Source organism: Sphingomonas astragali (assembly GCF_051400615.1).
GTDB lineage: Bacteria > Pseudomonadota > Alphaproteobacteria > Sphingomonadales > Sphingomonadaceae > Sphingomonas.
Genome location: NZ_JBLFFH010000001.1, coordinates 311,417 through 331,285, shown reverse-complemented (window position 1 = coordinate 331,285; position 19,869 = coordinate 311,417). Strand labels below are relative to the sequence as shown.

17 protein-coding genes are annotated in these 19,869 nt (G+C 69.3%); 8 read left to right on the top strand and 9 right to left on the bottom strand.

Annotated features, from left to right (window positions below; translation table 11 throughout):
- On the top strand, nt 1–690 hold the full coding sequence (locus tag ACMGER_RS01720; protein WP_436810399.1) for a TetR/AcrR family transcriptional regulator: 690 nt from the start codon (nt 1–3) through the stop codon (nt 688–690).
- A gap of 49 nt (nt 691–739) precedes the next feature.
- Here ACMGER_RS01720 and dinB read toward each other — a convergent pair whose 3' ends face one another.
- The 4 genes from dinB to paoA form a co-directional block, all read right to left on the bottom strand.
- A complete protein-coding gene (gene dinB / locus ACMGER_RS01715) occupies nt 740–1,870 on the bottom strand; it encodes a DNA polymerase IV (protein ID WP_436810398.1) in 1,131 nt (376 codons plus the stop codon).
- Between the two features lie 184 nt (nt 1,871–2,054).
- The gene (paoC, locus tag ACMGER_RS01710; RefSeq protein WP_436810397.1) at nt 2,055–4,265 is read right to left on the bottom strand and encodes an aldehyde oxidoreductase molybdenum-binding subunit PaoC; all 2,211 of its coding nucleotides are present in this window, start codon (nt 4,263–4,265) and stop codon (nt 2,055–2,057) included.
- Nucleotides 4,266–4,268: 3 nt separating this feature from the next.
- Nucleotides 4,269–5,219: an FAD binding domain-containing protein gene (locus tag ACMGER_RS01705; RefSeq protein ID WP_436810396.1), complete on the bottom strand. Its 951-nt coding sequence runs from the start codon at nt 5,217–5,219 to the stop codon at nt 4,269–4,271.
- Complete coding sequence (gene paoA / locus ACMGER_RS01700; RefSeq protein WP_436810395.1) at nt 5,216–5,860, bottom strand: aldehyde dehydrogenase iron-sulfur subunit PaoA; 645 nt, start codon at nt 5,858–5,860, stop codon at nt 5,216–5,218. The genes ACMGER_RS01705 and paoA overlap by 4 nt, the downstream gene beginning before the upstream one ends.
- Nucleotides 5,861–6,041: 181 nt before the next feature.
- On the opposite strand from paoA, the gene ACMGER_RS01695 reads away from it, so the two are divergent.
- Nucleotides 6,042–6,965 (top strand): cation diffusion facilitator family transporter, encoded by a 924-nt coding sequence (locus ACMGER_RS01695; protein WP_436810394.1) that lies wholly within the window; start codon nt 6,042–6,044, stop codon nt 6,963–6,965.
- A 122-nt stretch (nt 6,966–7,087) separates the two neighbouring features.
- Here the strand turns inward: ACMGER_RS01695 and ACMGER_RS01690 are convergent, their stop codons facing one another.
- Both ACMGER_RS01690 and ACMGER_RS01685 read right to left on the bottom strand, forming a co-directional pair.
- Nucleotides 7,088–7,507 (bottom strand): DUF2147 domain-containing protein, encoded by a 420-nt coding sequence (locus ACMGER_RS01690; RefSeq protein WP_436810393.1) that lies wholly within the window; start codon nt 7,505–7,507, stop codon nt 7,088–7,090.
- Complete coding sequence (locus ACMGER_RS01685; RefSeq protein ID WP_436810392.1) at nt 7,504–8,358, bottom strand: metal-dependent hydrolase; 855 nt, start codon at nt 8,356–8,358, stop codon at nt 7,504–7,506. Before ACMGER_RS01685 ends, ACMGER_RS01690 begins: the two co-directional genes overlap by 4 nt.
- A 188-nt stretch (nt 8,359–8,546) precedes the next feature.
- Here ACMGER_RS01685 and ACMGER_RS01680 point away from each other — a divergent pair, with 188 nt between their 5' ends.
- The 3 genes from ACMGER_RS01680 to ACMGER_RS01670 all read left to right on the top strand — a co-directional run bounded on the left by ACMGER_RS01680 (nt 8,547) and on the right by ACMGER_RS01670 (nt 11,332).
- Entirely contained in the window at nt 8,547–9,155 is a 609-nt protein-coding gene (locus ACMGER_RS01680) for a TetR/AcrR family transcriptional regulator (RefSeq protein ID WP_436810391.1), read from the top strand.
- Between the two features lie 12 nt (nt 9,156–9,167).
- A complete protein-coding gene (locus ACMGER_RS01675; protein WP_436810390.1) occupies nt 9,168–9,818 on the top strand; it encodes a GntR family transcriptional regulator in 651 nt (216 codons plus the stop codon).
- A 77-nt stretch (nt 9,819–9,895) separates the two neighbouring features.
- Entirely contained in the window at nt 9,896–11,332 is a 1,437-nt protein-coding gene (locus tag ACMGER_RS01670) for an amino acid permease (protein ID WP_436810389.1), read from the top strand.
- Nucleotides 11,333–11,382: 50 nt separating this feature from the next.
- On the opposite strand, the gene ACMGER_RS01665 is transcribed toward ACMGER_RS01670, so the two are convergent.
- Nucleotides 11,383–14,199 (bottom strand): TonB-dependent receptor, encoded by a 2,817-nt coding sequence (locus ACMGER_RS01665; RefSeq protein ID WP_436810388.1) that lies wholly within the window; start codon nt 14,197–14,199, stop codon nt 11,383–11,385.
- Between the two features lie 106 nt (nt 14,200–14,305).
- Nucleotides 14,306–14,710 (bottom strand): hypothetical protein, encoded by a 405-nt coding sequence (locus ACMGER_RS01660; protein WP_436810387.1) that lies wholly within the window; start codon nt 14,708–14,710, stop codon nt 14,306–14,308.
- 163 nt (nt 14,711–14,873) lie between these two features.
- Here ACMGER_RS01660 and ACMGER_RS01655 point away from each other — a divergent pair, with 163 nt between their 5' ends.
- Genes ACMGER_RS01655 through ACMGER_RS01645 form a run of 3 tightly spaced genes read left to right on the top strand, consistent with a single transcriptional unit; the run spans nt 14,874 to nt 17,124 of the window.
- A complete protein-coding gene (locus ACMGER_RS01655) occupies nt 14,874–15,974 on the top strand; it encodes a sensor histidine kinase (protein ID WP_436810386.1) in 1,101 nt (366 codons plus the stop codon).
- Entirely contained in the window at nt 15,971–16,756 is a 786-nt protein-coding gene (locus ACMGER_RS01650; RefSeq protein ID WP_436810385.1) for a LytR/AlgR family response regulator transcription factor, read from the top strand. Before ACMGER_RS01655 ends, ACMGER_RS01650 begins: the two co-directional genes overlap by 4 nt.
- Nucleotides 16,753–17,124: a hypothetical protein gene (locus ACMGER_RS01645; RefSeq protein WP_436810384.1), complete on the top strand. Its 372-nt coding sequence runs from the start codon at nt 16,753–16,755 to the stop codon at nt 17,122–17,124. The genes ACMGER_RS01650 and ACMGER_RS01645 overlap by 4 nt, the downstream gene beginning before the upstream one ends.
- A gap of 184 nt (nt 17,125–17,308) precedes the next feature.
- Here the strand turns inward: ACMGER_RS01645 and ACMGER_RS01640 are convergent, their stop codons facing one another.
- Nucleotides 17,309–19,789 (bottom strand): PhoX family protein, encoded by a 2,481-nt coding sequence (locus ACMGER_RS01640; protein WP_436810383.1) that lies wholly within the window; start codon nt 19,787–19,789, stop codon nt 17,309–17,311.
- Between the last annotated feature and the right edge of the window lie 80 nt (nt 19,790–19,869).

Below are 19,869 nucleotides of genomic sequence, written 5' to 3'. Positions count from 1 at the left end.
GTGGCCGGAGTTCCGAAGCGTACCCTCAAGTCGCGTCCCAAGCAGGAGCGGGCGCAGCAGACCTATGAGCTGCTGCTCGACGTCGCGGGGGAATTGCTGGCGGAGGTGGGGATCGAGCGCATCTCGACCAACATGATCTGCGCCCGGGCCGGGCTCACACCGCCCGCGCTCTACCGGTACTTCCACGACAAGTACGCCGTGCTGGAGGCGCTCGGACGACGGCTGATGGATCGGCAGAACGCGGTGCTGGAGGCGTGGATCGCGCGCCACGTCGACGGCGGCATCGCGGCGATGAGCGAGCATGTCGAGGAACTGATGGAGGAGAATGCCGCGGTGACCCGCGCCGAGCCGGGCGCGGTATGGATCCTGCGCGCGCTCCATGCGACGCCGCGGCTGGTGCATGTCCGGCTGGAATCGCACCGCTATGTCACCGACAAGCTCACCGAGGCCTATGTCCGACACCTGCCCGACATCGACCGCGACGCCCTGTGGCAGCGGCTGCGGCTCGGCATCGAGCTCGGCTTCGCCGCCGACGAGATGCTGTACGAGGAGACGCGGGTGTCGGCGGAGATGGTGTTCCGCAGCGTCGCGCAGATGCTGCGCGTGCAGATGGCGCAGACGCTGGCGGACGGCGGGCAGGCTGACCGCGAGGGTCACATCGATCTCACCCGCCACCTCCGTTCGCCCTGAGCTTGTCGAAGGGCGGCCCGCGCCTTCCACCGGCATCGCGTGTTGAAATCTACGGGCGCCCTTCGACAAGCTCAGGGCGAACGGGGTAGGTTTCAGCCTCCTCATCCTCGAACAGCGGCAGCATCGCGCCGTCCCTGCCAAGCGCATCGAAGTTCGAGACGGTCACTCCGACCAGCCTGATCCCCTTCTCGGGCGGGAACAGCGTGCGGACGAGGTCGAGGCTCGCCTGCCGCAGCATCTCGTGCGTCGCCACCGCCGCACGATGGCTGCGGCTGCGGGTGACGATACGGAAGTCCTGGAACTTGACCTTCACCGTCACGGTGCGGCCGAACGCCTGTGCCTTCTCGCACCACGTCCAGACGTCGTCGGCCATGCGCAGCACGCCGGCTTCGATCTCGGCGGGATCGGTGAGGTCGCGGTCGAAGGTGGTCTCGGAGCCCGACGACTTGCGCTCGCGCGACGGATCGACCGGGCGGTCGTCCTCGCCGCGCGCGATCGCGTGATACCATTCGGCGGCGCTGCCGAAATGCTCGCGCAGGAACGCGAGCGGCTTGGCGCGCAGGTCCGCGCCCGTCTCGATGCCGAGCCGCGTCATCTTGGCCGCGGTCACCGGGCCGACGCCGTGGAAGCGTGCCACCGGCAGCGCCTCGACCCAGGACGCGCCCATCTCCGGCGTCACGGCGAACTGGCCGTTGGGCTTGCGGTGATCCGAGGCGAGCTTGGCGAGGAACTTGTTGTACGAGATGCCGGCGGAGGCGGTGAGGCCGGTCTCCGCCAGGATGCGCGCGCGGATCTCCTTCGCGGTCGTCCAGGCGGTGGCGAGGCCGCGGCGGTTCTCGGTCACGTCGAGATAGGCCTCGTCGAGCGACAGCGGCTGGATGAGATCGGTGTAATCGGCGAAGATCGCATGGATCTGCCGCGAGACCGCGCGGTAGATGTCGAAGCGCGGCTTGACGAACACCAGCTCCGGGCAGCGCTTCAGCGCCGTGACCGAGGGCATTGCCGAGCGCACGCCGAACCGCCGCGCCTCGTAGCTCGCCGCCGCCACCACGCCGCGTGCGGCGGCATAGCCGACCGCCACCGGCCGGCCGCGCAGGGAAGGGTCGTCGCGCTGCTCGACCGACGCGTAGAAGGCATCCATGTCGATGTGGATGATCTTGCGGATCGGTGGCGCGGTCACGTCGCCCTGTCTAGCGTGCGCCGAACAAATTGTGAACGTTGGACTGGGTGATACGACTCGCCACTATCGTCGCCCCGGACTTGTCGGGGTCCACCGGGCGGCAGATGTTGCCGCACGAGGCTCTAAGCGCGGTGCAAGCGGCCTGGTGGACCCCGGAACAAGTCCGGGGTGACGAGGAAACGGCTCAAGCCACCGCCGGCAGCCGGTCGAGGAACTTGTCGAGCGTGATCGGATAGTCGCGCACACGCACGCCCGTCGCATTGTAGACCGCATTCGCCACCGCCGCGCCGACGCCGCAGATGCCGAGCTCGCCGACGCCCTTCGCCTTCATCGGCGAGGACATCGGGTCGGTCTCCTCGAGGAAGATCACCTCCTGGTGCGGGATGTCGGCGTGGACCGGCACCTCATAGCCGGCGAGGTCGTGGTTGACGAAGAAGCCGAAGCGCTTGTCGACCGCCAGCTCCTCCATCAGCGCGGCGCCGGTGCCCATCACCATCGCGCCGATCACCTGGCTGCGCGCCGCCTTCGGATTGAGGATGCGCCCCGCGGCGCACACCGCGAGCATCCGGCGCACGCGGATCTCGCCGGTGTAGGCGTCGACCGCAGCCTCGACGAAATGACTGCCGAAGGTTGATTGCTGATACTGCTTGTCGAGGTCGCCGTATTCGATGAAGTCCTCGGCGACCAACTCGCCGCTCCGCGCGGCGTCGCCGAGCGGGACGCTGCGGTTGCCCGAGCGGACCTGACCGTCGGCGAACGTCGCGTCGGTGGTGTTGAAGCCGAGCTTCTGCGCCACCGCCTCGCGCAGCTTCATGCAGGCGGCATAGACGCCGGCGGTCGAGTTGTTCGCGCCCCATTGCCCGCCCGAGCCGCACGACACAGGGAAGTCCGAATCACCCAGCCGCACCACCACCTTGTCGAGCGGCACGCCCATCGTTTCGGCCGCGGTCTGGGCGATGATGGTGTAGGTGCCGGTACCGATGTCGGTCATGTCGGTCTCGACCGTCACCACGCCTTGGCCGTCGAGCCGCACGCGCGCAGCCGACTTGGTCAGCAGGTTGTTGCGGAACGCGGCGGCGACGCCCATGCCGACCAGCCAGCGCCCGTCGCGCACACTGCCGGGCCTGGCGTTGCGCTTGCCCCAGCCGAAGCGTTCGGCGCCCGTCCTGAGGCACTCGACCAGCCGGCGCTGCGAATAGCGGCGCGTCGGCGCCTCGGGATCGACCTGCGTATCGTTGAGGATGCGGAACTCCACGGGATCGATGCCGAGCTTCTCGGCCATCTCGTCCATCGCGACCTCGAGCGCCATCAGCCCGGGCGCCTCTCCGGGCGCGCGCATCGCGTTGCCCTCGGGCAGGTCGAGCACCGCGAGCCGCGTCGCGGTCATGCGGTTGGCGCCGGCGTAGAGCAGGCGGGTCTGGTTGACCGCCGTCTCGGGCCCGCCGCCGGGGAGGTCGCCCGACCAGCCCTCATGGCCGATCGCGGTGATCTTGCCGTCGCGCGTCGCGCCGATCCGGATGCGCTGGATCGTCGCCGGACGATGGGTGGTGTTGTTGGCCATCAGCGGCCGCGGGAGCGCGACCTTGACCGGGCGCTTCACCGCCTTCGCGCCCAGCGCCGCCATGATCGCATCGGTGCGCACGAACAGCTTCCCGCCGAACCCGCCGCCGAGATAGGGCGAGACCAGCCGGACGTTCTCCCTGGGAATGCCGAGCGTCTTGGCGACGTCGCCCTTGCCCCAGTTGATCATCTGGTTGGAGGTGTAGATCGTCACCTTGTCGCCTTCCCACAGCGCGATGCTGGCGTGCGGCTCCATCATCGCGTGCGACTGGTCCGGCGTGGTGTAGGTGGCATCGAGCTTGACCGGCGCGGCGGCGAAGGCGGCGGCGAAGTCGCCGACATGGGTGTCGGGCTTGCCGCCGAACTCGCTCGGCGGGGGCGGGGGGGCCGAATCCTTCACGGCCGCGAGGTCGAAGCGGCCCTTGCCGCGGGCATAGTCGACGCGGATCAGGCCGGCGGCCGCGCGCGCCTGCTCGAACGTCTCGGCGACCACCACGGCGATCGCCTGATGATAGTGGTCGATCTCGGGGCCGGCGAGCAGCTTGGCGGTGTTGAAATTGCCCTTGCCCAGCGTGCCGGCATTCTCCGCGGTGACGATCGCGAGCACGCCGGGGGCGGCCTTGGCGTCGGCGAGGTCGATCGAGGCGATGCTGCCCTTGGCGATCGCCGCGCCCACGACATAGCCATAGGCCTGGTTCGCCACCACGTCGTGCCGCTCATAGGCATAGGGCGCGGTGCCGGTGGTCTTGAGCGGACCGTCGATGCGGTCGGTGGGCTTGCCGATCACCTTGAGCTGGTCGATCGGATTGGTTCCGGCGGGCGTGTCGAACTTCATGGCTCAGGCCCTCGCTTCGGCCAGCACCGCGCCGAGCGTGCGCTCGACCAGCGGCAGCTTGAAGGCATTCTCGTGCGTCGGCTCGGCGCCGGCGAGCAGCTGCGTGGTGACGGCCTTGGCGCCGCGCGGCATCGCCGCCTCGGCCGCCTCGACGCGCCACGGCTTGTGCGCGACGCCGCCCACCGCCACCCGGCCGCTGCCGTCGCGCTGCACGATCGCGGCGACCGAGACCAGCGCGAAGGCGTAGGACGCGCGGTCGCGGACCTTGTGGTAGAGCTGCGTGCCGCCGATCGGCTTGGGCAGCGTGACCGCGGTGATCAGCTCGCCCGGCGCGAGCACCGTCTCGACGTGCGGGGTGTCGCCGGGCAGGCGATGGAACTCGGCGATCGGGACGGTGCGGGTGGCGCCGTCGGGCTTCACCGTCTCCACGGTGGCGTCGAGCGCACGCATCGCCACCGCCATGTCGCTGGGGTGCGTCGCGATGCAGGCCTCGCTGGTGCCGATCACCGCGTGCTGGCGGCTGAACCCGCCGATTGCGCCGCAGCCGCTGCCGGGCTTGCGTTTGTTGCAGGGCTGGTTGGTGTCGTAGAAATAGGGGCAGCGGGTGCGCTGGAGCAGGTTGCCCGCCGTGGTCGCCTTGTTGCGCAGCTGCCCCGAGGCGCCAGCGACCAGCGCGCGGGTGAGCACGCCATAGTCGCGGCGCACGCGCCTGTCGGCGGCGAGATCGGTGTTGCGCACCAGCGCGCCGATCCGCAGGCCGCCTTCCGGGGTTTCCTCGATCTTGTCGAGCGCCAGGCCGTTGACGTCGACGAGGTGCGTCGGCGTTTCGATCTCCAGCTTCATGAGATCGAGCAGGTTGGTGCCGCCGGCGATGAATCGCGCGCCGGGCGTGCGGGCGACCATCGCCGCCGCTTCCGCGGGAGAGGTCGCGCGTTGATAGCTGAACGCCTTCATGCCTTGGCTCCCGCGACCTCGGTGATCGCCTCGATGATGTTGGAATAGGCGCCGCAGCGGCAGATGTTGCCGCTCATCCGCTCCTGCACCTCGACGACGCTGAAGTTGGGCAGCGTGTTGAGGTTCTCGGTAACGTGGCTGGGGATGCCGGCCTTGATCTCGTCGAGCACCGCCACCGCCGAGCAGATCTGCCCGGGCGTGCAATAGCCGCACTGATAGCCGTCGTGCTTGACGAAGGCGGCCTGCATCGGGTGCAGCTTGTCGGGTGTGCCGAGTCCCTCGATGGTGGTGATGCTGTCGCCCTCATGCATCACGGCGAGGGTAAGGCACGAGTTGATCCGGCGGCCGTCGACGATCACCGTGCAGGCGCCGCACTGGCCGTGATCGCAGCCCTTCTTGGTGCCGGTGAGGCGGAGATGCTCGCGCAGCGCGTCGAGCAGCGTAGTACGCGTGTCGAGCTCCAGCTCGTGCTTCCTGCCGTTGACCTCGAACGTGACGGGGGCCGTCACGGGCCGTTCTTCCATGCCGCTCGCTCCGCGCTGGACTGTTGCCGCGCCGGGTACGGCGGTGACCGCCGCCGACGCCGCGCCGCCGATCAGGACGCCGCGGCGCGACACGTCGAAGTCATGGGACCCGCTCATCTCGATGCTCCGATCGTCTTCCCCGGTCAGAGGTCAAATCGGTCGGATGCGGCCGGGTTCCGCATCCCTCAGGTCTTCGTCGCGCATTCTGCACCGCTGCCGGCATTCGGGCAAGGGCAACGGCGGGAAACGTGCGGCGCCTGACGGGTTATGCCCCGGTCAGCCAGTGGGGAAAGGCGCCGTGGAAGGGAAGTCGAACCTCGTCCTCTATGCGGCGCTGGCCGCCAATCTCGGCATCGCGGTCGCCAAGTTCGTGGCGGCGGCGATCTCCGGCTCGTCGGCGATGCTGACCGAGGGGTTCCATTCGGTCGTGGACAGCGGCAACCAGCTGCTCCTGCTCTACGGCAAGCGCCGCGCCGAGCGGCCGCCCGACGAGATCCACCCGTTCGGCTACGGCCGCGAGCTGTATTTCTGGAGCTTCGTGGTCGCGATCCTGATCTTCGCGACCGGCGCCGGTCTGTCGATGTACGAGGGCATCGTCCACCTCCAATATCCCGAGCCGCTGCGCGACCCGCTGATCAACTACATCGTGCTCGCGGTCGCGCTGGTGCTGGAAGGCGCCTCCTGGTGGCTCGCCGTGCGCACCTTCGGCCGCGCCAAGGGCGAGCTCGGCTGGTGGCGGGCGATCCACAGCTCGAAGGACCCGCCGAGCTTCATCGTGCTGTTCGAGGATACGGCGGCGTTGGCGGGAATCGTCATCGCGGCGCTCGGCGTCTACCTCAGCCATGCGACCGGCGATCCGGCGTGGGACGGCATCGCCTCGATCGCGATCGGCGCGGTGCTGGCGGTGGTCGCGATCCTGCTCGCGCGCGAATCGAAGGGCCTGCTGATCGGCGAGCGTGCCGACCCCGCGCTCACCGCGGCGGTGCGCGCCTATGTCGCCGACCTGACGGAGGTCACGCGGGTCAATCACGTCCGTACCATCCACACCGCGCCCGACAGGATTTTCATCGCGATGAGCGTCGATTTCGTCGATTCGGTGACGGCGGGCGAACTGGAGCGGCTGATCGAGCGCATCGAGGACACGCTGACGGCGCGCTGGCCGCGCATCTCGGCGGTCTACATCCGGCCGGAACGCGCGGCGGACAGCGGTTCGCCCAAATAAACTCCTACCGTCATTCCCGCGAAGGCGGGAATCCATTCTGGCTGGCTGTCGTGAGTATCACTGCCTTCCGCGACAATGGATTCCCGCCTTCACGGGAATGACGATGGAAGAGGTCTCCCCGCTCAGCCCGCCCGGGTCCAGACCTTCGTGCGGCAGAAGAAGGCGACGCAGCCCTTGATCTCGAGCTTCCCGTCGGAGCGGAGCTTGAGATAGCCCTTGCTCGCGCCGCTCCCGGTCTCGGGATCATAGACCGGGCCGCCCTTCCATTCGGTCGGGCCGCCGGTGAAGCCGTGCAGCACCACCAGCCCTTTGAGCCGCCGCTCGCGCAGCTTCGGGTCGGAGTTGCGGATGTCGCGGCGGTCGGGATCGGCACGCAGCGGCGCGGCGTCGACGACGCGGCCGCACAGCGCCGCGCCGCAGCGATAGATCTGGACGCGGCCATCGTTGCTCCCGGTCGCCCACAGGCCGGTGATGTCCGCCGGGGCAGGCGCGGCGGCGGCGAGCATCGCGGCGGAGGCAGTGACGGCAAGGAGGAGCTTCATGCGGCAGCGGCCTGTGGCGGAGTCAGCGTCGCGATAGCCTCGCGCAGCAGCGCACGGTCGTCAATCTGCCAGGGATGGAAGCCGGGCCGAAAATAGCCGAGGATGCTCTGCATCAGCCGCCGCATCGGCCCCGGCCGGCCATAGAGATAGCCGAGCAGGCGGAGCCAAGTGCCGAGGTTATTGCGCCCGTCCTGCCGCAGCAGGTCGGCGATGTTGGCGAAGATCACGCGGTGGAAGCGGATCGTCGCCGCCACCATCACCGCGCTGCGCAGCGCCCAGCGACGCAGCCGCGACATGTCGCGGGTCGCGTGGTTCCAGGTGTCGAAGGCGACCGCCTTGTGCTCGATCTCCTCGATCGCGTGCCAGCGCCACAGCCGCTTGGCCTCGGGGGTTGCGCCGGCGAGATGGGCGGGATCGGCCAGCGCGCCGTGCGCCAGCGCCGCGGTATAATGCTCGAGCGCGCAGGTGGCGGCGAGCTGCGCGATCGGCTTGCGCCGCTTCGCCCAGTTGATCGTGCGGCGCGTGCGCTCCTCGAGCGGCGCGATGTCGTAGCCGGCGTCCTCGGCCTGGCGGTTGAAGACGACATGCTCGCGCGAATGCATCGATTCCTGGTACATGAAATCGTCGATCTGGCTGCGCAGCGGCTCCGGCGTGCCGTCGCGATAGGGCTTGATCGAGGTCATGAAGAACTTCTCGCCGAGCGGGAAGGTCGACGACAGCGCGTTGAAGAAGGCGGTGCGGCCGGGATCGCCGCCGTGCCACCAGCGCGGCGGCGGCGCATCGCGGCCGAATTTCCAGTCACGCTTGTTGATGGCCAGGTCGGCCGGGGTCCGGGGGGTGGTCTCGCTCATCCGATCGCTCCTTCGCGACTCAAATTAACATTGATGTTAATATCAAACGCGACGAGCCGGCGCAAGTTCCCGTGCAACCGTATCCGAGAGAGGCGGTGGATGAAGCGGAATTGGACTATGATGGCCGACGCAATGTATCTACACCGATGTCCAATCGGGGCGTGTACGACTGAGAGGGACCTATCGAGATGACCGAGGCGGGGCCGGTGCGCGTGCGGCGGCGCAAGCGGCAGGGCGACGAGGCGCGGGAGGAAGGATTGGCCGCCGCCCGCAAGCTGCTGCTCGCCCAAGGACCTGCGGCGGTCACGCTCGCCAATGTCGGGCGCGAGATCGGCATGTCGCACGCGAACGTCCTCCATCATTTCGGATCGGCGGCGGGGCTGCAGTCGGCGCTGATGGGGTCGATGATCCGCGACCTCATCGGCGCGCTCGACGAGGCGGTCGATCATCTGCGCAGCGATGCCGCGGCGCCGCGTTCGCTGGTCGACCAGGTGTTCGATGCATTCGACGAAGGCGGTGCGGGCCAGCTCGCGGCATGGATCGCGCTGTCGCGCGACTTCCGGCACCTGGAGCCGATCCGCGAGGCGGTCAACTCGCTGGTCGGGGCGCTCAGCGACAAGTTCGTCGATGCCGGCGCCGAGGCCCGCATCCGTTCGGCGGTGCTGATGATCGCGGTCTGCGCGTTCGGCGACGCGGTGATCGGGCCGCATCTGCGCGCCATGCTCGGCCAGGACGACGAGGAGATGCGCAGCCTCACCGCGAAGCTGCTCCAGCTCTTCCTCATTCCACCGCTCTGACGGGAGACCCGCGTGAGCCTGACCGTGCGCAACCTCTCCGACCAGCTCGTCGACCTGGTCCGCGACCGCATCCTCTCGGGTGGGGCATCGCCCGGCAGCCCGATCCGCCAGGATGCGCTGGCGAGCGAGTTCGGCGTCAGCAAGATCCCGCTGCGCGAGGCGCTGGCCAGGCTCGAGCAGGAGGGGCTGGTGCAATCGCACGCCAACCGCGGCTTCTTCGTGCGCGCGCTCAGCGCTGCCGAAGCCGAGGAGGTCTATGACCTGCGCCTCATGCTCGAGCCTGACGTCACCGTCGCCGCGGCGCTGAACGCGGCCGAGGAGGACCGCCTGACCGCCCGCGAAAGGCTGGCCTCGCTCGAGCAGGTGATCGGCGCCGGCGGAGACGGGGCGGGCGGATTCAACCGCGCCTTCCACCTCGCCTTGCTGCGGCCGAGCGCGCGACCGGTCGCGGTCGGCATCCTCGAGCGGCTGCACACGCTGTCGGAACGCTATGTCCGCAAGCATCTCGAGCCGTTCGGCCGCGACGAGCGTGCGGTCGACGAGCATCGCGCGATGCTCGACGCGTGGCTCGCGCGCGACGGCGAGCGGCTGCGGGAGCTCGCCGCCGCCCATATCCGGAACACGCTGGGCGATCTCCGGCGGCAGCTCGCCGCCGCGGCCTGATCCGCGATCCCCTCTCGATCCGGCGCCGGGCAATCGCTACGGATGTCCGGATCGACGAGAAACAGGGGGGATAGCATTTGGCGCGGGGAATATTGGGGCCGCTCAAGCCGCTCGATACCGATGTGGTGGCCGAGCCCGACCGCAAGCTGCGCAAGACGCTGAGCTGGCCGCATCTGATCGCGCTGGGGATCGGCGCGATCGTGGGAACGGGCATCTACACGCTGACCGGCGTCGGCGCCGATCGCGCCGGGCCGGCGGTGATCCTGTCCTTCGCCATCGCCGGCGCGGTCTGCGCCTTCGCCGCGCTCGCCTATGCCGAGATGGCGACGCTGATCCCGACCGCCGGCAGTGCCTATACCTACACCTATTCGGTGATCGGCGAGACGCTCGCCTGGGTAGTGGGGTGGAGCCTGATCCTCGAATATTCGCTGGCGAGCAGCACGGTCGCGGTCGGCTGGTCGGCCTATCTGGTCGGCTGGATCGAGCAACTGGGCGTCCACCTGCCGCCCGAGCTGCTGTCGGGCCCGCACGGGGGCGGGATCATCAACCTGCCCGCGGTGCTGGTCGCGCTGGCGATCGCGGGGATGCTGATCGCGGGCACGCGGGAAAGCGCGACGTTCAACATCGTCCTCGTCGTCATCAAGATGACCGCGCTCGCGCTGTTCGTCGCGCTGGCGCTGCCCGCCTTCACCGGCAGCAACTTCGAGCCGTTCATGCCCTATGGCTTCGGCAGCGGGGTCGGACCCGACGGGGTCAAGCGCGGGGTTATGGCGGCGGCGGCGATCGTGTTCTTCGCCTTCTACGGCTTCGACACCGTCGCGACATCGGCCGAGGAGGCCAAGGACCCGGGCCGCGACCTCACCATCGGCATCGTCGGCTCGATGGCGGCGTGCGCGCTGATCTACATGGCGGTCGCGCTGGCGGCGGTGGGGGCGGTCGGCTATGCCGATCTCGGCAAGTCGGCCGAGCCGCTCGCGCATGTGCTGCGCACGCTCCAGCATCCGGCGGCCGCCTGGGCGATCGGGCTCGCCGCGCTGATCGCGCTGCCCTCGGTGATCCTGGTGATGATGTACGGCCAGAGCCGCGTCTTCTTCGTGATGGCGCGCGATGGCCTGCTGCCGCGCGCGCTCAGCCGCGTGTCGGCAAGGACGGGCACGCCGGCGCTGATTACCGCCGTCACCGGCGTCTTCGTGGCATCGGTCGCGGGCTTCTTCCGCCTCGACGAGATCGCCGAGCTCGCCAACGCCGGCACGCTGCTCGCCTTCATCGCGGTCGCCGCGTGCATGATGATCCTGCGCCGCACCCGGCCCGACCTGCCGCGCGTATTCCGCTGTCCGGCGCCCTATCTGGTGGGGTCGCTGGCGATCCTCGGCTGTCTCTACCTGATGTCGAGCCTGCCGCTGCACACGCTGACCCGCTTCCTCGGCTGGAACGCGATCGGGCTCGCCTTTTATTTCCTCTACGGCCGCGCGCGCAGTCTGGCGGGGAGAGGTGAGGGTGATCCTCAAACCTGATTCATCGTGCTCCTGCCTTCGCAGGAGCACGGAGTTGAACGGGACAGATTCTAAAAGAACAGCTTGCGGATGCTGATCCGGATCGCGCGGCCGGTCGGGTCGAGCAGGTCGGGCTGGTAGTTGACCGGCGTCGTACCGGTCGCGTCGGTCACCTTGAGCTTGGCGTCGAACAGGTTGGTGATGCTCAGCGTCACGCGCGTGCCGATCAGCCAGCGGTGCTCGCGCGCCAGCTTCATGCTGGGCTGAAAATTGGTGAACAGCCTCAGGTTGAAGGTCGCGAGCGGGGAGAAGCGCAGATCGGTCGGCGTGGCCGCGGTCCCGCCCTGAACCGTCGTTCCCGACTGCCAGTTGCCCGACAGGCGGATTCCATAGCCGGACAGCGTGCCGCCGGCCTGCAGTTCCAGCTCGTGGCGGGGTTGACCGCCCTGGTTGCCCGTCGCGCCGCCGTCGAGCAGATCGATGACCGGAACGCCGGGCCGGATCACGACGCGGTCCTGGAAATGCCAGGTGTGATACAAGGCGAACTGCAGCCGCCCGCCACGGCCGCCGCCGCGCCCGCGGAAGCCGCCGAACCCGCCCCTGCCGCCGGATCCGCGGCCGAAGCCTCCGCCGGGGCGCTCCCCCGGGCCGCTAGCGGCAGACCGGCCTTCGCCGGCCGCCGGCTGGCCCGTGCCGGGGGCAGACGGCTCGCGGCCCCGGTCTGTCGCTTCCGGCTGCGCCGTCGTTTCGGCAGCCGCCGCCGCGGCTTCCCGCTGGCGGCGGCGGACGGCGCCGAAACCACCGGCCGGGCGCGGAGGCGGGGCAGGTCCGATCCGCTTCGAGAAGTTGAGGCCCCAGCGCAGTTCCTCGCTGTCCTCCCGCGCGAAATTGATCGGGCGGGTGTCGATCCGGATCAGCCGGTCGTCGGCGTCGCGGGTGAAGCGGTCGGGAAAGGCGTCTTCGATCGCTGCGGTGGGGCTGGGGAAGCTTGCGATCGGATCGCGCGTTCGCTTCTTGAGATAATTGGCGGTGAGCGTGAGATCACCGCTGTCGAGCGGCTTCAGCGTCAGGCCCAGCTTGGTCACGCGCCGGTTCTGTGCCAGCAGCGCCGGATTGCCGCCGGTGACGCTGGTGACGTCGACGCTCTCGCCGCGGACATAGTCGAACACGCGCGTGTCGGGCGTCACCACCATCGGATTGCCGAGCTGGGCCATGGACGGCGCGCCCTCGGTCTCGGTCACCGAGAAAATCACCCGGATCGCGTCGATCGGCGACCAGCGCGCGCCATAGCCGGTGGTCTTGAGGTCGCCGAAATCCGACAGATGATCGAGCGCGGCGTTGGCGTTGAGCGACAGGTTGCCGATCGCGTCGAGGAAGCCGGTGCGCCGGCTGGTCAGCGGCACGTCGAAGCTCGCCTGGACGTTGCCGATCTGGCGGTCGAGGTTGCTCGGGTCGCTGGCGAGGCCGCCTCGGATCGCGCGCGCGTCGAAGGCGTTGGTCTCGAACCCCGACTTGAACGAGGCGACCAGGTTGCCGCCCGGCAGCTTCAGCAGCGGACCGCTCGCGGTCGCCTCGGCATCGGCGGAGGTGGTGACGGAGCGCGCATAATCGCGCCGATAGCCGCCGAGCAGCGCCGGATCGAGCAGGCTGAACGGATTGACCGCCGGATCGCCCGCGTCGATACGCGCCTGCACTGCCACGAGGTCGAGCGCATTGTCGCTCAAGGTGCGGGAGAAGGTGCGGTCGGCATTGGCGGTGAACGACCAGCGCCACTTGCCGACATCGCCGCCCAGCGTCGCGCCGAGATGGCCGACGTTGCCGTCGACCTGGCGCTGGCGCGCGCCCGCCTCGACGAAATAGCGGTTGACCGTGACCGGCGTGGTGAAGGGCGAGAAGGGATTGCCCGCCGGCACGTCCAGGCTGCCGCTGCCGAGCCCGAGGCGCGAGTCGCTCACCGTCGCCTCGAAGCTGCCGTTCAACGAGGCGGTGACGTCGCCGAAGATGGTGCGGCTGTAGGTGGCGTTGGCGGACAGCTCGCGCGTCGCGGCGCTCAGCGTGCGGTAGTTGGCGACGCTGCTGGGATTGGGCGGCAGCAGAAAATCGCCGAGCGCCGGCCGGCCGCTCGCACCGAGCGGCACGCCGGCGACCGTCACCGTCTGCCCGGCGAGCGCGCTCAGTGCGGGGTCGATCTCGTCCGCGCCCACGGTGGGCGTCACGTTGCCGACGATGCTGTAGGGCCGGGACGGCTCGGTCGGGATGATGTCGCGGTCGCTCTCGTAGAGCGGGGTCGCGCCCTCGTAGTGGAGGTTGAGGTTGAAGCGCTCGTCGCGGTTGATCCGCAGCCGGTTGGCATCGGCCTGGGCGGTATAGCGGCCGCCTTCCGTGGTGCCGCCGCCCCTGAGCTCGCCGGTATAGGCGCGGAAGCGGCGGCGCAGCACGATGTTCACGACGCGCTGGTCGGGGCGGTAGCCGAGGCCGAGCGCCGCTTCCTCCGGCAGGATGTCGACGCGCTCGATCGCCTCGGTCGGGATGTCGCGGATCTCGCGGAAGCTGGAGATGCGCCGGCCGTTGAGCAGCACCACCGGTGCCCCGCCCGGCCCCTGGTCGCTGCGCACCTGCGGGCCGAGCTCGGTCAGCAGCTCGTCGATCGAGCTCACGCCATAGGAGCGGATGTCGGCCGGGCTGAGCTGGATGTCGGGCTTGATGTCGCCCGGCACCGCGCCGCGCTCGCGCTGGCCGGTGACGGTGATGTCGGGGCCGAGATCTTCGTCGTCAGGGCCGCCGGCATCGATATCCTCGGCAGATTGGGCCGGGCTGTCCGGCGCGACCTGCGCCGCCGCCGGCCATGCCATCATCGTTCCAAGCAACAACACCCCGCTCAAGCGCATCGACACCGCCCAGGTCACGTCCGGGCGTGTCCCGGCTCCACCGGTCGCGGTCTAGCAGCGATTTGTCGCAAAAGATTGGCAGATGGGAGCGGACGTGCGCGGCCGCTCAGGCCGGCAGCGGATCGCCTTCGCGCACGCCGATCCAGAAGGCGGTCGATCCCTCCGCATCCGCCTCGGCGCGGAAGCGGATGCCCCAGCCGCGCAGCGTCTCGATCGGATCGGCGGCGCCGACCGTCTCGAACTTGCGGCGGACGCGGTGGATCAGCACGTCGCGGCTGTCCGCGCTGCAGCCATGGTCGGCGAGCAGCATATGCACGTCGTCCCAGCGCATCCGGCTGCGACGGACCAGGGCGCCGAGCAGCGTCGCCTCGATCGGGGACAGCGGGATTCGCTCGGCATTCCAATGGATCTCGATCGGGTCGACCGACATCGTCACCGCGCCGCGCTTGACGAGCGGCCTCCGCTCGCCGGAGGAGAACAGGAAGCTGTCGGAGTGGGACGCGATGAACATGGCGCCACGCTATGGCGCTGCGTCGGCAGCCGGCAGCCGAATGTTGCCAATGCCGGCTGCACTGCGACGAAAGGCCCGCCGCGCCACGAACCGCACAGCTCGTCCCACCAACGGCACGGTTCACGCTTGGCAGCGAGACGGCGGGCGTAATAGCACCTTCCTCATGAATGCCGTCGCGCAACCGGCGTCGCAGCTGCAATTCTCCGCGCAGCTCACGCGACGCATCACCGCCGCCACGATCCTGCTGTTCTGGGCGGCGCAGTTCGGCGTGATGACCGCCGGCCGCCTGATGACCGGGACCGACGACGACGCCAGCTTCCTGCCGCCGCGCGCGATCGTCACCGTGATCGGCATCGCGCTGTCGTTCGGAATCGCGGACTTCCATCGCCGCACGCGCGGCGCCGCCCTGTCGCGCCGGCTGGCGCTGGCGGTGGTGGCGGCGCTGGTGTGCTCGGTGTTGCACGCGGTCGCCAACTTCCTGATCTTCCATCTGTTCATGCCGATCCGCAACTGGCAGGACGCGAGCGTCGCCAGCTATGCGCTGGCGGTGCTGCAGTGGTTCTGGGCTTATGCGGCGCTGTCGGGCCTCCTGCTGTCGGTGGTCTATTCGGCCGAGATGCGCGAATATGAGCGGCGCGCGGCGCAGCTCGAGCGCGAGGCGCATACGGCGCACCTTCGGGCGTTGCGCTACCAGCTCAATCCGCACTTCATGTTCAATACGTTGAACTCGATCGCCTCGCTGATCTCGACAAGCGCGGTCGAACCGGCCGAGCGGATGGTCGAGAACCTGTCGGACTTCCTCCGCGCGGGCTTGGCGATCGATCCCAACGAGGATATCCCGCTCGCGCGCGAGATCGAGCTCCAGTCGCTCTATCTCGCGATCGAGGCCGAGCGTTTCCCCGATCGGCTCAGGGTCGCGATCGACGTGCCGCCCGAGGCGCGCAAGGCGCTGGTGCCGAGCCTCATCATCCAACCGATCGTCGAGAACGCCGTGCGCCACGCGGTCGCAGCCTCGACCACGCCCGTGACGCTGCACATCCAGGCGCGGGTCGAAGGCGGGCGCGTCAATCTCTGCGTGCGCGACAGCGGCGGCAACGGCGCTGCCGGCCGGGCGAAGCTGGAAGGAACCGGCGTCGGCCTGCGCAACGTCGCGGAACGGCTGGCGGCGCGCTATGGCGAGGACTGCGCCTTCGCCGCCGGTCCGGAGCCCGACGGCGGCTTCGCCGTCCGCTTCTCGATCCCGCTGGAGGCGCGGGGCCTATGATCCGGCTGCTGCTCTGCGACGACGAGCCGCTCGCGATCGAGCGGCTGCGCGATCTCGCCGCGCGCATTCCCGACGTCGAGGTAGTGGGAGTCGCCAGCAACGGGCGCGCAGCGCTCGACGCCATCGCCGAGCTTGCGCCAGACGTCGCGATGCTCGATGTCGAGATGCCTGCGCTCGACGGCTTCGACGTGGTCGAGGCGCTGGCGCTCGCCGGCGGGCCGTCGCCGCTGATCGTGTTCGTCACCGCCTATCCGCAGTTCGCTGCCCATGCCTTCGACAGCGGCGCGATCGATTTCCTGACCAAACCGGTGCGGCTCGCCCGCCTCGAGACGGCGATCGAGCGGGTGCGCCGTGCGATCGAGGACCGCAGCGCCGCGGCGCGCCTCGTCGACCTCGCCCGCCAGCTCGAGGTGCTGCGGGCCGAGCGGCATAGCGACAGCGGCGAGAGCGGCTACCTATGGGTCCAGCGCCGCGGCGAAAGCGTGCGGATCGCGCTGGGCGAAGTCGACCGCGTCCAGGCCGAGGGCGAATATGTCCGCCTGTATCATGGCGCCGTGTCCTATCTGCACCGCGAGCCGATCAGCAGCCTGATCGAGCGCTTCGATCCCGCGCGGTTCCTGCGCATCCATCGCTCGCACATCGTCAACCGCGACCGGGTGGCGTCGATCCGGCGGCGGCCGGCGGGGGGCTATACGATCGTCACCGTCGACGGCGAACAGCTGCCGGTCGGGCGCAACTATCGCGCGGTGGTGCGCGACCTGGTGGGGCGGAGCGAAGGGTGAAGCGCTTGCCGTTCGCGCTCGACGGCGCGACAATGCCGCCGATGCGACGCCTGAGTCTCCTGCCCGTCCTGCTGCTCGCCGGTTGCGGCGGCACGCCCAGCCAGCCGACCGCCGAGCCCACGGCGGAGCCGCCGAGCGCCTTCCAGAACCAGGTCGCCGCGCTGCCCGAGGGTCAGCGCAAGGGCGTGTTCATCCGGGCGATCCGTGATGCCGGCTTCAACTGTCAGGGCGTGGTTGAATCGCACCGTCAGGGGGAGGGGCTGAAGGGCGAGCCGCTCTACGTCGCGCAATGCAACGACAAGAAATATTACGGTATCCTGCTCGGTCGCGACGGCACCGCCCAGGTGGTGACGCGCGGGGATCGCTGAGGCTGACATCGCCATTTCCGTCACCCCGGCGAAGGCCGGGGTCCCACCAAGCCTCCCGTTCAGGCGCCTGAGCTCCTTGTCCCGCACATGCAGCACGGTCGACCCCGGCCTTCGCCGGCCGGGGTGACGATATGCAAGAAAGGGCCGCCGAAGCGGCCCTTTCCGTTTCACGCCGAGCTGATCGTCAGAGCCCGATGATGCCGCCGTCGGTGCGCTGGATGACGATCGTCGCCGAGCGCGGGCGCGAGTTGGTCGCGTCGGTGCCGGTCGCCTGGGTCGCCGGCCAGTGGCTGGTGATGTCTGACGGGTTACCCTCCTCGCCGGGATGCTGGATGTTGACGAACATCGTGCGGCCGTCGGGCGTGGTGTCGACGCCGGTGATCTCGGCCTCGAGCGGGCCGACGAGGAAGCGCTTGAGGCTGGTGCCCGGCGCCTTGCCGACCTTGGTCGCGATGCTGACGGTTGTGCCGTCGGTGTTGGTGTTGACGATGGTCTTGTTGGCCGCGTCGCCACCGTCGCCGACGATGCCCGGGATCGCCGCCAGCATCATGCAGTTGGTGACGTCGGTATAGGCGCCGTCGTCGGTCTGGATCCACAGCAGCGGCGTGATCTGGCCGGCGACATTGGCGTTGCGCGAGAACCAGCAGCCGTCGGGGCTCGAGAAATCGTTGTCGGAGGTGAGGCCGGAGACGTTGATGTTGGCCGGATCGAGGTCCTGTCCCGCGCCGAACAGGTAGATGTCCCAGGTGAAGGTGGTCGCTTCCGAGCTGCTGTTGGTCTCGCGCAGGCGGACGATGTGGCCGTTATGGTTGCCGAGCCTCGAATTGGGCGGATCGAGATAGGCGCGCGGGTTGGCCGCGTCGGCGTTCGCGGGGGTACGCGCCGAGTTGTTGGTGAGGGTCAGATAGACCTCGCCGGTCACCGGATTGACCGCGGTCCACTCCGGCCGGTCCATCTTGGTCGCGGCGAGCGCGTCGCCGGCGAGGCGGGCGTGCGTCAGCACGTCGGCCTGATCGGCGAACGGATAGGTGGTGTTGGCGCTGGTCAGCGGCGCGGTGCCGTGGGTCAGCGGCAGCCAGGTGCCGGTGCCGTCCGCCTTGAACTGCGCGACATAGAGCGTGCCGGTGTCGAGGTATTTGTCGCCGATCGACAGCCGGTCGGCGTTGCTCGCATCGGCGGCGACCCAGGCGGTCGCCGAGACGAACTTGTAGAGATATTCGTTCCTCGCGTCGTCGCCCATGTAGAAGGCGGGCTTGACCCCGGCGACGAACGGCGAGGGCCAGCAGCCCTCGTGGTTCATGCGGCCGAGCGCGGTACGCTTGCGCGGCGTTCTGGTCTTGTCATAGGGATCGATCTCGACCACCCAGCCGAACTGGTTGGGTTCATTGCGATAGTCCGCCGTGGCCGAGCCGCCCGTCGCCTGCGCGTCGAAGCGGCGGTAGAGAGTGCTGCTGGAATCCGCCGGCGTCACGGTCGCCCAGCCGAAATTGCCGCTGCTGCTGGTGACGCCGTAGCGGGTGAGCGCGGTCACTTCCTTGGCGCTGCGGCGCGGATTGTCGGCCGCGGCCGGGCGGCGGAAATAGCCGGCCCAATTCTCCTCGCAGGTGAGCAGCGTGCCCCACTGGGTATAGCCGTTGGCGCAGTTGTTGAGGGTGCCGCGGCCCTGTGTCCCGTCGGCCGAGAAGGCGGTCTGGAGCAGGGTCGAGCCCCTGGCCGGCCCGTTGATCGCCATCGGCGTGTTGGGCGTGACGCGGAAGTTGAAGCTGCTCGCCTGGACATAGCCCCAGCCGGCCGAGGTCTGCGTGACCTCGACGACGCTGACGCCGTGCGCCTCGATCTCCTTGATCGCCTCGCTTTCCGGGCGGACGCCGCCGGGCGCGGTCGCGCCGTTCACATGGAGATAGTCCTGGTTGATGTTCTCGTGGTTCGTCGCCAGCAGGCCGCGGGTCGAGCTCTGGTCGTCGCGCGTTCCGTCGCTGGCGAGGCCGAACCAGTGCATCGCGTCGTGATGGTCGCCCGCGCGGTTGGCGAAATTGGTGTCGGTGCCGTCGTTCCTGTACGCCGGGGTGTCGGCGGTGATCGGGTCGCCGGTGCGGTAGAGCACGCCGACGGTGTAGCCGCTCGGCACCTTCACCACGTCGTCCTTGCTGTGCGGGACGGCGGTGAAGCTGAGCACGGCCGGGGAGATGCTGACGATCGCGTCGGCGCTGGAGGTGTTGCCCGAATTGTCGGTCGCGGCGAAGCGGATCGCGACCGAGGTCGCTCCCCCCGCCGCCGGCGCGACGAAGCTGGTGGTGGTGCCGGTGGTCGCGCTCAGCGTTACGATGGGGCCGCTCACCTGCGTGAAGGTGGTGGCGGTGACGGAACCGTCATCGGTGGCGGTGCCGGTGACGGTCACCAGAGTGCCGGCCGTCGCGGTCGTGGGAGAGGCGGTGGCGGTGACGGTCGGCGCGGGGTTGCCCGTGTCGGCATCGTCGTCGTCGTCGCAGGCGGCGAGCACGGTGCTGCCGAACACCGCCATCGCCATCGCGCCGACGCCGCTGCGCAGCGTGTCGCGCCGCGAGTAGCGCTGGTCGATCAGGTCGTTGAGGCTGGGGCCGGTGCTGCGGTTGGTGTCGACGTCGCCGTCGTCATAGCCGATGTCGGTACGGATAATCTCGGTCATTGCATCCCCCGTATGCTGTCCGGCCCCGGACTTGAGGCGGTGTCTGGTTCTACGTCGATGACGCGAGTCCCTGACGGATC

Coding starts and splice junctions, on each gene's coding strand:
- ACMGER_RS01685 (WP_436810392.1), bottom strand. CDS start 8,358: ATGAGCGAGACCACCCCCCGGACCCCGGCCGACCTGGCCATCAACAAG.
- ACMGER_RS01650 (WP_436810385.1), top strand. CDS start 15,971: ATGATCCGGCTGCTGCTCTGCGACGACGAGCCGCTCGCGATCGAGCGG.
- ACMGER_RS01705 (WP_436810396.1), bottom strand. CDS start 5,219: ATGAAGGCGTTCAGCTATCAACGCGCGACCTCTCCCGCGGAAGCGGCG.
- ACMGER_RS01665 (WP_436810388.1), bottom strand. CDS start 14,199: ATGCGCTTGAGCGGGGTGTTGTTGCTTGGAACGATGATGGCATGGCCG.
- paoA (WP_436810395.1), bottom strand. CDS start 5,860: ATGAGCGGGTCCCATGACTTCGACGTGTCGCGCCGCGGCGTCCTGATC.
- ACMGER_RS01690 (WP_436810393.1), bottom strand. CDS start 7,507: ATGAAGCTCCTCCTTGCCGTCACTGCCTCCGCCGCGATGCTCGCCGCC.
- ACMGER_RS01640 (WP_436810383.1), bottom strand. CDS start 19,789: ATGACCGAGATTATCCGTACCGACATCGGCTATGACGACGGCGACGTC.
- ACMGER_RS01680 (WP_436810391.1), top strand. CDS start 8,547: ATGACCGAGGCGGGGCCGGTGCGCGTGCGGCGGCGCAAGCGGCAGGGC.
- ACMGER_RS01660 (WP_436810387.1), bottom strand. CDS start 14,710: ATGTTCATCGCGTCCCACTCCGACAGCTTCCTGTTCTCCTCCGGCGAG.
- paoC (WP_436810397.1), bottom strand. CDS start 4,265: ATGAAGTTCGACACGCCCGCCGGAACCAATCCGATCGACCAGCTCAAG.
- ACMGER_RS01655 (WP_436810386.1), top strand. CDS start 14,874: ATGAATGCCGTCGCGCAACCGGCGTCGCAGCTGCAATTCTCCGCGCAG.